This window comes from Mangrovicoccus sp. HB161399 (assembly GCF_013184745.1).
Classification (GTDB): domain Bacteria; phylum Pseudomonadota; class Alphaproteobacteria; order Rhodobacterales; family Rhodobacteraceae; genus Mangrovicoccus.
The window spans coordinates 87,688-97,806 of sequence record NZ_JAATVU010000022.1 but is presented as its reverse complement, the minus strand read 5'-3'; the positions used below and the strand labels follow the sequence as shown (position 1 = coordinate 97,806).

At 71.2% G+C, this 10,119-nt stretch carries 10 protein-coding genes and 1 pseudogene; 5 read left to right on the top strand and 6 right to left on the bottom strand.

Annotation, left to right across the window (positions count from 1 at the left end; translation table 11 throughout):
* The 3 genes and pseudogenes from HCC78_RS14425 to HCC78_RS14415 all read left to right on the top strand — a co-directional run.
* Nucleotides 1–174 (top strand): annotated as a pseudogene (locus HCC78_RS14425) (IS5/IS1182 family transposase); the annotation flags it as partial.
* Between the two features lie 1,617 nt (nucleotides 175–1,791).
* On the top strand, nucleotides 1,792–2,808 hold the full coding sequence (speB, locus tag HCC78_RS14420; RefSeq protein WP_172329485.1) for an agmatinase: 1,017 nt from the start codon (nucleotides 1,792–1,794) through the stop codon (nucleotides 2,806–2,808).
* The gene (locus HCC78_RS14415; protein WP_172329484.1) at nucleotides 2,786–3,394 is read left to right on the top strand and encodes a TetR/AcrR family transcriptional regulator; all 609 of its coding nucleotides are present in this window, start codon (nucleotides 2,786–2,788) and stop codon (nucleotides 3,392–3,394) included. The genes speB and HCC78_RS14415 overlap by 23 nt, the downstream gene beginning before the upstream one ends.
* 152 nt (nucleotides 3,395–3,546) lie before the next feature.
* Here the strand turns inward: HCC78_RS14415 and HCC78_RS14410 are convergent, their stop codons facing one another.
* The 3 genes from HCC78_RS14410 to HCC78_RS14400 all read right to left on the bottom strand — a co-directional run bounded on the left by HCC78_RS14410 (nucleotide 3,547) and on the right by HCC78_RS14400 (nucleotide 6,506).
* Nucleotides 3,547–5,178: a hypothetical protein gene (locus HCC78_RS14410; protein ID WP_172329483.1), complete on the bottom strand. Its 1,632-nt coding sequence runs from the start codon at nucleotides 5,176–5,178 to the stop codon at nucleotides 3,547–3,549.
* Nucleotides 5,179–5,282: 104 nt separating this feature from the next.
* On the bottom strand, nucleotides 5,283–6,062 hold the full coding sequence (locus tag HCC78_RS34815; RefSeq protein ID WP_172329482.1) for a VOC family protein: 780 nt from the start codon (nucleotides 6,060–6,062) through the stop codon (nucleotides 5,283–5,285).
* Between the two features lie 12 nt (nucleotides 6,063–6,074).
* Entirely contained in the window at nucleotides 6,075–6,506 is a 432-nt protein-coding gene (locus HCC78_RS14400; RefSeq protein ID WP_172329481.1) for a VOC family protein, read from the bottom strand.
* Nucleotides 6,507–6,653: 147 nt separating this feature from the next.
* Between HCC78_RS14400 and HCC78_RS14395 the strand changes: the two genes are divergently transcribed.
* Nucleotides 6,654–7,340 carry a helix-turn-helix domain-containing protein gene (locus HCC78_RS14395; protein WP_172329480.1) on the top strand — a complete coding sequence of 229 codons (687 nt, stop codon included), beginning with the start codon at nucleotides 6,654–6,656 and terminating at the stop codon, nucleotides 7,338–7,340.
* Nucleotides 7,341–7,451: 111 nt separating this feature from the next.
* Complete coding sequence (locus tag HCC78_RS14390) at nucleotides 7,452–7,655, top strand: DUF2892 domain-containing protein (protein WP_172329479.1); 204 nt, start codon at nucleotides 7,452–7,454, stop codon at nucleotides 7,653–7,655.
* 33 nt (nucleotides 7,656–7,688) lie between these two features.
* On the opposite strand, the gene HCC78_RS14385 is transcribed toward HCC78_RS14390, so the two are convergent.
* From HCC78_RS14385 to HCC78_RS14375, 3 genes are all read right to left on the bottom strand, one after another.
* Nucleotides 7,689–8,045, bottom strand: a complete 357-nt coding sequence (locus tag HCC78_RS14385; protein WP_172329478.1) for a diacylglycerol kinase family protein — start codon at nucleotides 8,043–8,045, stop codon at nucleotides 7,689–7,691.
* Nucleotides 8,046–8,051: 6 nt separating this feature from the next.
* On the bottom strand, nucleotides 8,052–8,612 hold the full coding sequence (locus HCC78_RS14380) for a phosphatase PAP2 family protein (protein WP_216671158.1): 561 nt from the start codon (nucleotides 8,610–8,612) through the stop codon (nucleotides 8,052–8,054).
* A 243-nt stretch (nucleotides 8,613–8,855) separates the two neighbouring features.
* On the bottom strand, nucleotides 8,856–10,019 hold the full coding sequence (locus HCC78_RS14375; RefSeq protein WP_172329477.1) for an MFS transporter: 1,164 nt from the start codon (nucleotides 10,017–10,019) through the stop codon (nucleotides 8,856–8,858).
* Between the last annotated feature and the right edge of the window lie 100 nt (nucleotides 10,020–10,119).

The following is a 10,119-nucleotide window of genomic DNA, read 5'->3' as shown; positions in this document are numbered from 1 at the left end:
TGGCGCGCCGTCGACCGCGACTTCTACCGCTGGCGCAACCTGGCCGAACGCTGCTTCTCCAAGCTCAAGCGGTGCCGTCGGGTGGCAACGCGCTATGACAAGACCGCCCTGAGTTTCCTCGGGTTCATCGGCATCGCGTCTGTCCGAATCTGGCTACGCTTTTTGTCAACATGACCTACGGACTGGCCATGCCGGAACGGGCTCCTCCGATGGTCGACGGGACGACAGTTCCGCGTCGCTGACGGCCCGCAGCGCGGATGGGGCCGGTCGCAACCTCACGCGAAGCCTGGCAGGAGCCGGGCGCGGAGATCTGGCGCCAACGATTGCCTGCCGCATGGAGGAACTGGCCTCCCGGGGCCGCGCTCCAATGCGCTCGGCAGGCCGCCGAGGATGACTAGCGCAGCACCGGCCCGTCGAAATCCATGCCTTGCAATGCAGGCAGCATCGCTGTTTCGCCATGTCCCGCAGCAAAGTCTGTGGAGCCAATGAGCTGGCGGCGGTGGCTTTGCGGATTGGCAGCACCCCCTGACAAAGGGTGATCAGCTTCAGCCGGGGCAGAGGCCATTCCCCGAAGGTGGCGCGACGAGCGCCGCGCCCCCGTGACTAGCCCTTGGCGGGCTAATGCTCCCGGGTCGGCAGCGGGCGGCCTTGACGCACCCGTCGAGGCGCGCAGAGAGGCGTCACTGTCCGCGTCTTGCTGCCCGTTTCCGGCCAATCCGCGCGCCTACCGCAAGGTCTGTTTGCAGACGGCGGCGGGCCGGCAGCCCCGCGCGTCATTGGCCCGTGACGGCACGCTGAGTCTGCCTAAACGCCCTGCGCCGACCGGACCGCAAGCCGACGAAGGGCCGGCGCGGATCCGGAAGAAGCATCATCGGCAAAATCTCTGCAGCGGCCGGGCGGAGATCGCGGTGGCAATGCCAGCCACCCCACTCGGCGCCGTCCGAGCCGCCGTTCCCAGCGGATTGATCCCAAGCCGGGCGCCGTTCGATCTCGCGCTGGCCGCGGCTGCCATCGAACTGATCCGGTTCGACTGTCGCCGCCCGGCTCTTTCCGGCCACGGGGGCCGGTTTCTCCGGAGGCAGGCAAAGCAGCTGCGCAGGCCCCTGCACGCCGAGATGCTGCTGCTGAGGGCGGCGGTCGACGCGCGTCCCGACCGGCACGCCGCGGCGCCGGATGGCTGGCACAGCGGAGAGGGCAAGCCCGCACTCCTGCGGAACACCGGCCAAGCGCGCATGGCACGGCGCTCCGGGAACCTGGACGCTCGTGGGGCAGTCGACCGGCCGCGGCTCTGCGGCCGCGGGAGACGGCGGCAGCCAAAAGATCGAGCTGGTCTTCGGCGGGCCCGGCAAGGCCTCGTGCACCCTGTGCCGTGCGGACGGCGGCGCGCTGCCGGGGTCGGCCCGCCCCCGCATGGCACAGGGGAAAAGGGCGCGGCGGAACCAGCGGACCTGCCGGGCGCCATGCGGGCGCGGATGCGGCTTGCCCCCTTTCCCGCCGGCGGAACGGTCCTGCCGTCCATCTCCGATAGCGGCCCCAGCCAATCCGCGGCGCGCTCCTGCGTGCCAAGGAGCGCAGCATCCGGCCCGGCCCGGATCCGGACAGGTCCGGCCCGGCCCAGCCATCGCCGTCCGCCATCGCGCCAGCTTCCGGGCACCCCCCTTTGCGTACCCCGGAACCCGGTCCCGGCATTGGGGTCGCGAATCTATTGACTGAAATTTCAGTCAATAATATGCAGGGCGCCAATCGCGGGGACGGTTTCCGCGGATTTCCGCAACAGGACAGGGACGGGACATGATCGATCCGAACGGGCGCTGGAAGGACTGGCCGCTGAAAGGCACCATCGGCGCGAAGGAGAACCATATCGGGCTGCCGACCTTTGCCGGGCTCCCCTATTCGGAGGACCCCGCCGACCTCGCCGGATGCAGGGCCGCGATCATCGGCGCCCCGTGGGATTGCCAGTTCGACCATCCCGGCGCGCGCTACGGACCCCGTGCCATCCGGGCAGCGGGCCATGTCGGCGCCGCAGAACCCGAGGTCGGGATCGACCCGCTGGCCGAGTTCAAGCTGCTGGACTACGGCGATGCGCCCGTCATCCAGGGGGACGGGGACCGGAGTTCCGAGTCGATCGCGCGCCTAGCCGGCGAAGTGCTCGACGCAGGGGCCGTGCCCCTGGCTCTGGGCGGCGACCACTGGATCGCCAATCCCTGCATCCGGGCCGCGGCGGCGCGCCATCCCGGGCTCGGGCTGATCCATTTCGATGCCCATACCGACACCGACCCGTCCTATCTCGGGCTGACGAAGAACAACCATTCGACCGTGTTCCGGCAGCTCGTCGAGGAGGGCCTGGTGGACGGCTCCCGCTACCACCAGCTGGGGATCCGCGGCTACTACACCTTTCCCGAGGCGATCGAATGGCAGCGCCGGAACGGCATCCGCACGCATTGGATGCACGAGGTGCGCGACCGCGGGATCAAGCCGGTGGTCGAGGCGATGCTGTCGGAGATCGGCAGCGGCCCGGTCTATGTCACCGTCGACATCGACGTGCTGGACCCGGCCTTCGCCCCCGGCACCGGAACGCTGGAACCGGGCGGCATGACCACGCCCGACCTGCTCTGGGCGGTGCGCGAGGTCGCGTCGCGCGTCGAACTTGTCGGGGCCGACGTGGTCGAGGTCTCGCCGCGCGCCATCGAAGGCGCGGACATCACAGCCTTCGCGGGGCATTACGTCGTCCGCGAATATCTCAACGGCATGGCGCTGCGGGCCGCGCGCCGGAAGGAACTTGGGCATGGCCAGGACCGCGAGGGCTGAGAAGGCAGCGGAGACCCGGGGCCGGATCCTCGCCGCCACCGCCCGGATGGTCGCCGGGCACGGCATCCGCGGCCTGCGGGTGGAGGACGTGGCGAAGGAGGCCGGCATCGCCGTTTCGCTGATCTATTACCATTTCAAGTCGCGCGGCGGTCTCGTGCAGGCCGTCCTGCTCAGGACCAACGAGCTTGCGCTGGCCGGGCTGGCAGAGACGCCGGTCCGCCAGCTGGACGGGCGCGCGCAGCTATCGGCACTGCTCGAGGGCGAGTTTTCGGAGTTGCCGGAGGTGCGGGAGCTGGCCGTGGTCTGGAGCGAGGCAACCGCAAGCGCAGCCTTCGATCCGGCGCTGGTGCCGCTGGTGCGGGAGGCCGCGCGCAACTGGGAAGACACCGTCAGCAGGCTGATCCGCACGGGACTGGCCGATGGCAGCGTGGCACCCGGGACCGATCCGGCCGGCAGCGCCGCGCGGCTGACGGCCCTGGTCGAGGGGCTGTCCTCGAAATGGCTGGCCTCGGTGCTCGGCCGCGCAGAGGCGATCGCGCTGCTGCGCTCGGCCATGGCGCGGGAGTTGGGGCCGCCGCCGCCCTGACCGCCCCGGATCGCCGCAGGGCACAGGGCGCCAGGCCCGTCCGCCGTTCCGGCTGCGCCCGCGCCGGGCCGACCGGCCGGGCACCCCGAACGCATGGACCTCCCGGACCTGGCCGGCATGGCCCTGGCCCCGGCCCGCGAGCCGGCCTGCGGCTAGGCGGCTTTCGCCCGGCAGAGGCAGCTCGCCCGGATCGGGATGTCGGCGCGCGCCACCGCCTGGTCGAGCAGCGCCTTGACATGCGGCCGCTCCACCGTCTCGCCCCGCTGCTGCAGGCATTCGTGCAGGCCGTGCAGCGCCCAGACATTGCGGGGATGCTGGCTGGGCCGGGGCAGCTTGCCGTCGAGCCCGAGATCGGCGCGGTAGACCGCCTCGGCCTCGGCGCATCCGCCCGCCTCCATCAGCAGCGCGCCGAGCGCGTGGCGCGCGGGCTGCGGCCAGGACCAGGGTTCCTCGTAGAGGAGCCCGTCATCGCGGGAAACAGCGGCGCGCAGATGGGCAAGCCCCTCTTCGCGCCGCCCCGCCTTGAAGGCCAGCTCGCCCAGCATCATCTCCTCGGCCACGCCCAGCACGTCGCGCGCCGCGTTGTTGAACAGCATCCGCTCCGCGGGCACGCGCGCATGGGCCTCCGCGAAGGCGGCGCGGGCCTGCTCAGCCTCGGCGTGACGGCCCAGATTGGCCAATGCCACGGCCCGCGCATAGTGGATGAGCGCCGTGGTGGTGACGTAGAGGTCGCGGTCCGCGGGCAGCTCCAGATCGAGGATCTCGGACCAGAGGCCGAAGCGTATGTAGACGTGCGGCGCGGCCGCCACGAAGGTCTCGAACAGGTCGGGATAGGCCCGCACCACCTCGTCCGGCACCTCCTCCCGCAGCCGGGCCGCCGCCGCCAGCGCCTCGGCCTTCCGTCCCAGGAACATCGCGCCGTAAAGCGCGAAATGCAGGTTGTGGATGCGGTAGAGCGCGTAGAAATTGGCCGGTCCGGCATGGGCCTTGAACCTGTCGTCGACCTTCGCCGCCGCGAGGTTCCGCTCCAGCACGTTGTGGTAGTCCCCGCAGAGCACGTCGATATGCGTCGCCATGTGGACCAGATGGCCGGCATCCGGCACCAGCCCGGTCAGCCGGTCGCCATGGCGCAGGGCACGTTCCGGGAAAGGCGACATTTCCATGAGGTGGATGTACATGTGCAGCAGCCCCGGATGGTCCCAGGCGCCGGGCAGCTCGGCGAAGGCGCGCTCCAGCACCGCCATCGCCCCGGCCGTCGAGGCCCCGGCCGCGGGCACGCCCTCCTGCAGGTCCCACAGCTGCCAGGGCGTCCGGTTCATCATCGCCTCGGCATAGGCGAAGGTCACGTCCAGGTCGTCCGGATGCGCCTCGTACACGGGCTGCATCGCCGCGGCGAAGCCGTCGTTGAACGGCTGGTAGTCCTCGATCCCCGGGTCGTCCGGATAGCGCGCGGCCAGCGCGCCGAGCAGTGCCCGCTCCGCCGGGGAGGCGGTCCCCAGCGCCAGCCCCGCCGCCAGGGCGGCATGGGCGCGCGCCAGCGCGGGCGCCTTTTCCTCGGGGGTGAAGACCTCCCAGGGCTTGTTGTAGTTCGGCCCCAGCCCGTAGGCGATGCCCCAATGCGCCAGCGCGCAGGCCGGGTCCGCGGCCACCGCCCGCTCGAAGCAGACGATGGCTTCCTCGTGGTTGTAGGCAAAGAGCCAGACCATGCCGCGGTCGCACCAAACCTGCGCCTCCGGAACCGCGCTGGCCGGGCGGCTGAACGTTCCCAGATCGAAATAGTCCATTTTCTGTCCCCCCATTTTTCCGCCCAGCCTAGCACAGTCCAGCCCCGGCGGACGGGGGAATCGGCGGCAGGGCACCCTCCCGCAGCGCGGGCCGGAAGCGGGCGCTAGACCTTCTTGCCGACAAGCGCGAAGCGCGCGCCCTGGGGGTCGAGCCCGTTCAGCACGAACTCGCCGCCGGGAACCTCCATCGGGCCGAAGATCACCTTGCCGCCGGTTGCGGCGATCCGCTCCGCCGCCGCGCCGATATCCGGGACGCGGAAGTAGAAGATCCAGCCCGGCGGCAGATCGCCCGCAGCCATTGCCGCGCCCAGCAGGCTGGTCTGCGGAGGATTGCGCAGCATCTCGTAGAAGCCCTCCGGTCCCATATCCATCCGCTCCGCGACTTCCCAGCCGAAGATCGCCGCATAGAAGGCCAGCGCCGCGGCCGGGTCGGGCGCGCGCAGCTCGTTCCAGGCGCAATGTCCGACGCGGGGCGCATCCTGGGCGAAGCTTTCGCTGCTCTCCTCCGACAGGGCGCGCATGACGTAGAAGACCGCGCCGCCGGGATCGAGCGCCAGGGCGAAACGGCCGATGCCGGGAATGTCCGCGGGTCCGTAGAGGATGCGCCCGCCCGCCTGCGCGATCGCCGCGGCGGAAACGTCGGCATCCTCCACGGCAAGATAGCCGCGCCAGCCGGGCGCCGCCCCGTTCTCCGCCATGGCCGGGAGCAGATGCATCACCCCGCCGACCGGCGGCCCGTCGGCCCGGAACAGCGTGTACTCGCCGTCCGGCCCGGCCGAGAGTTCGAAGGACCAGCCGAGCAGCCCGCCATAGAAGGCCTGCGCGCCCGCGGGGTCGGGGGTGACCAGTTCGTACCAGATGAAATCGCCGGGATAGTTCGCCACGGTCCCGCCCCCTCAGATTTCGGCCGGTTCCGCGGCGCCGCAGGCCGCGGCCGCAGGCTCCATCCACATCGGCTCCCAGACATGCCCGTCCGGATCCTCGAAGCTGCGCCCGTACATGAAGCCGTGATCCTGCACCGGGCCCGGATCGGCCCTGCCGCCCGCCGCCGCCGCGGCCTCGGTCACGGCATCTACTTCCGCCCGGCTGCCGCGGCTGATGCAGAGCAGCACCTGCGCCTCGGTCCTGGCATCGATGCGGCGCTTCGAGGTGAAGCCCGCCCAGAAGCCGTGGGTCAGCAGCATGACGGCGATCGTGTCCGACAGCACCATCATCGCCGCCTGGTCATTGGTGAATTTCGGCTCGTTGCGGAATCCCACCGCCTCGTAGAAGGCCATCGAGCGGGGCAGGTCGGCGACGGGCAGGTTGACGAAGATCATCTGTGTCATGGTCTCTCCTTCCGGCCGCGGCCGGTCAGGGGACGGCCGTGCCGTCCCGGGGATGAAGCATGTCGTCGGGTCGTCTGCCGGTCCGGGCGCCGAGCGCGGCGGATTCGGCATGGACAGGGTAGGCCCCCATGGTTACAAATAGCAACCATGAAATTACCCAAGGAAACCAAATCGGCGGAAAGCCCGCATGGCCGCTGGTACGGCGATGCCTGCGGCACGGCCTTCGGGCTGGAGCTTCTGGGCGAGCGCTGGTCGCTGCTGATCGTGCGCGAACTGATGCTGGGACCGCGGCGCTTCACCGACCTGCGGGCCGACCTGCCGGGGATCAGCGCGAAGGTGCTGACCGAACGGCTGGCCGGGCTGGAGGCGACGGGCGTGCTCCGCCGCGTCCTGCTGGAGGAGCCTGCGCCGGTGCAGCTCTATGGGCTGACGGCCTGGGGATATGCCGCGGAACCGGTGATCCAGGAGCTCGGCCGCTGGGCCGCGGCCTCGCCGCTGCACGACCCGACGCTGCCCCTGTCGCCGGTCTCGCTGATGCTGTCCTTCCGGACCATGCTGGACCCGGAGGCGGCGGCGGGACTGGCGATGACGGCGGGCTTTGCCATCGGCCGGGCAAAGTTCTCGGCCCGGCTCGAAGACGGCAGGCTGCCGGTGACCCGGGGCGCGGCGGAGTCCCCGGACCTGCATTTCGCCGCCGGAGCGGCCCCGCCCCTCGCCGCGGTCTTCTATGCCGGGGTGCCGCCGGAAGAGGCCGGGGTGACGGTGGCCGGCGACCCGGCCCTCGCCCGGAGATTCGTTGCAGCCTTCCGCCTGCCCGAAAAGGCCGCCCGATAGGCCGGCCGCCGCTGCGGCTGCCCAGCGACATTCGGACCATTGAATGTCAAATGTCCGCGCGGCACTCTGGCGGCGCGGACAGCCTGTCCGCGCTTGCATGGGAGACGGGAAATGACCCTCGATCGCGCTGTCCTGGCCTTCGCCGGCGCCATGGTTCTGCTCAGCGTCCTGCTGACGCTTCTGGTCCATCCGCTCTGGGTGTGGTTCACCGTCTTCATCGGGGCGAACCTGCTGCAATCGGCCTTCACCGGCTTCTGCCCGGCGGCCATCTTCTTCCGGAAACTGGGCCTGAAGCCCGGCTGCGCCTTCAAGTGACCGGAGCGCCGGCGCTCCCCGCGGCGGCAGCCGCTAGGGGAAGAGATGGGGCCAGAACACGATCGCGCCCACGGCAAGGGCGCCAAGCGCGCTGATCAGCACGGCAGCGGCCGCCACATCCTTCGCGTCGCGCGCCAGTTCGCTCCATTCCGGGCTGGCGATGTCGACCACGCATTCGAGGGCCGTGTTCATGGCTTCGGCCATCGTCACCAGGGCGATCGCGAAGATCAGGGCGATCCACTCCCCGGCGCTGACCCGGAACCAGAGGCCCAGGGCAGCTGCCAGCGCGGCCGCGGCCGCGTGGATGCGCGCGTTCGGCTGGCGCAACAGGACCCGAAGCCCGCGGGCGGCGAAGACGAAGGTGGCAATCCGGGGATGCAGCGGCCGCATGGTCCCTCAGAAGCGCATGGAATACGACATGACCGCGCCGTCCCGCTGGGGCAGGATGCTCAGGTGCCCGCCGAAGGGCGCGGAGAACACCGTCCCCAGGCCCCAGCCGATGGCCGCCCCTGCCAGCACGTCGCGCGGATAGTGCTTGTCCGCCTCGACCCGCGCCAGCCCGGTCAGCGCGGCCGCCCCGTAGGCGGTCGGCACCAGTGCGGGATACTCCCCGCCGTAGCGCCTGCCGACATAGGCCGCCGCGGCGAAGGCCAGGGCGGTGTGCCCAGAGGGAAAGCTGTCATTGCCGGAATGGTCCGGCCGCTCTTCGTCCACGGCCGCCTTGAGCGCCTCGGTCGCGAGCAGCGTCGTCCCGAGGCCGAGGGCAAGCTGCCCGGCGCCGGTCCAGTCGGAATGCCCGGCGGTCACCCCCGCCGCGACGCCGCCGAGCCCCAGCACCAGCCCGGTGGAGAGGGTGTCCCAGTCCTGCTTGCTGCCTGCCTGGGCCGGGCCGGAACAGGCGATGCTTCCGGCGAGAACGGCGGCCACCGCCAATCCGGGCATGCGCGAGGTGATCATGGGTGCGGGCCCTCCGGGCAGCTGCGGTTGCGGGGTCTGGCCGGCCCCTGCGCAGGGCGGATGTCCTCCGCTCCCTGGCAGCCGGCCGGCGAAACCGAGCCTGCGAAGTTTCGCGGGGGATGTAAACTCGGAGGGACCATGTGATGCGCGGGGGCAACCCACAAAGCGGCCCGCCGCCGGGTCCTGCCGCAAATCTGGACGGCAGCGCCCCATGCTGCGCCCCGTGCGGCCATCCCCTCCGCTTCATGCGCGGCGTTGCGTCCCCGCGCCGATCGTTCCGTGCAGGAGCATGAGGACGAGGGGAATGGCGAAGACAGCCGCGCTGGCCAGGGCGATGCCCGGATAGCCGTGGCCGCTGCGAAGCACCGCGCCGCCGACCACCGCGCCCAGCCCGTTGCCGAGGTTGAAGGCGCCGATATTGACCGAGGAGGCAAGGCTGGGCGCCTCCCGGGCCGCGCCCATCACCCGCATCTGCATGGCCGGCACCAGCGCGAAGCAGAGCCCGCCCCAGACGAAGAGCAGAACCAGCACCGGCACCAGCCGGTCGAGCACCAGGCTGAGCACGGCCAGCAGCACGATCAGCCCGGCGAGCGTGCCGATCAGCGTCGCCCTGAGGGAGCGGTCCGCCGCCCGCCCGCCCAGGGCATTGCCGACGGCCATCCCCAGCCCGACGACCGCCAGCGCGGCGGTGACCATCCCGGCCGGAGCGCCCGTGGCCCCGCGCAGCATCGGCGCGACATAGGTGAAGACGGTGAACTGCCCGGTCGAGGTCAGCACGGTCATGCCGAGCGCGGCCAGCACCGGCGCGCGCAGCATCGCGCGGATCTCGTTCCGTGCGCCGCCGCCTGCGGGCGCCGGAAGATGCGGCAGCGCGCGCGACAGGGCCAGCGCGGTCAGCAGGCCGAGCGCCGCGATGGCGAGGAACGGCACGCGCCAGCCGGCCATCCCGCCGAGCCATGCCATGGCCGGAACGCCGGCGACATTGGCCAGGGTGAGCCCCATGAAGACCGCCGCCACTGCCCCGGCCTGCCGTCCCGGCGCGACGAGGCTGGCCGCCACCAGGCTGCCCGCACCGAAGAACGTGCCCTGGCAGAGCGCCGTCACGCCCCGTGCGGCCAGCAGGACCGGGTAGCCGGGCGCTGCCGCCGCCATGAGACAGCCCGCCGCGAGGATCAGCGCCAACCCCGCCAGCAGGCGGTTGCGCGCCGCGCCTGCGGTTGCCAGCGTCACCATCGGCGCAAAGATCGTGACACCGAAGGCATAGGCCGTCACGATCAGCCCGGCGGCCGGAATCGACACGCCGAGATCGGCCGAGATCACGGGCAGCAGGCCCATCGGCGAGAATTCCGCGAGCCCGATGGCGAACGAGCCAAGCGAGAGCGCGGCAAGGGCAGGATTTAGGGTCATCTGTCGTCTCTTCTTCCTTCGGGGACGTGCCGCCCTCCCGCGCGGCAGAAACACCGGAAGGCATATGGACGGGTTCAGTCCGGGCGTTTAGACCCTTCAG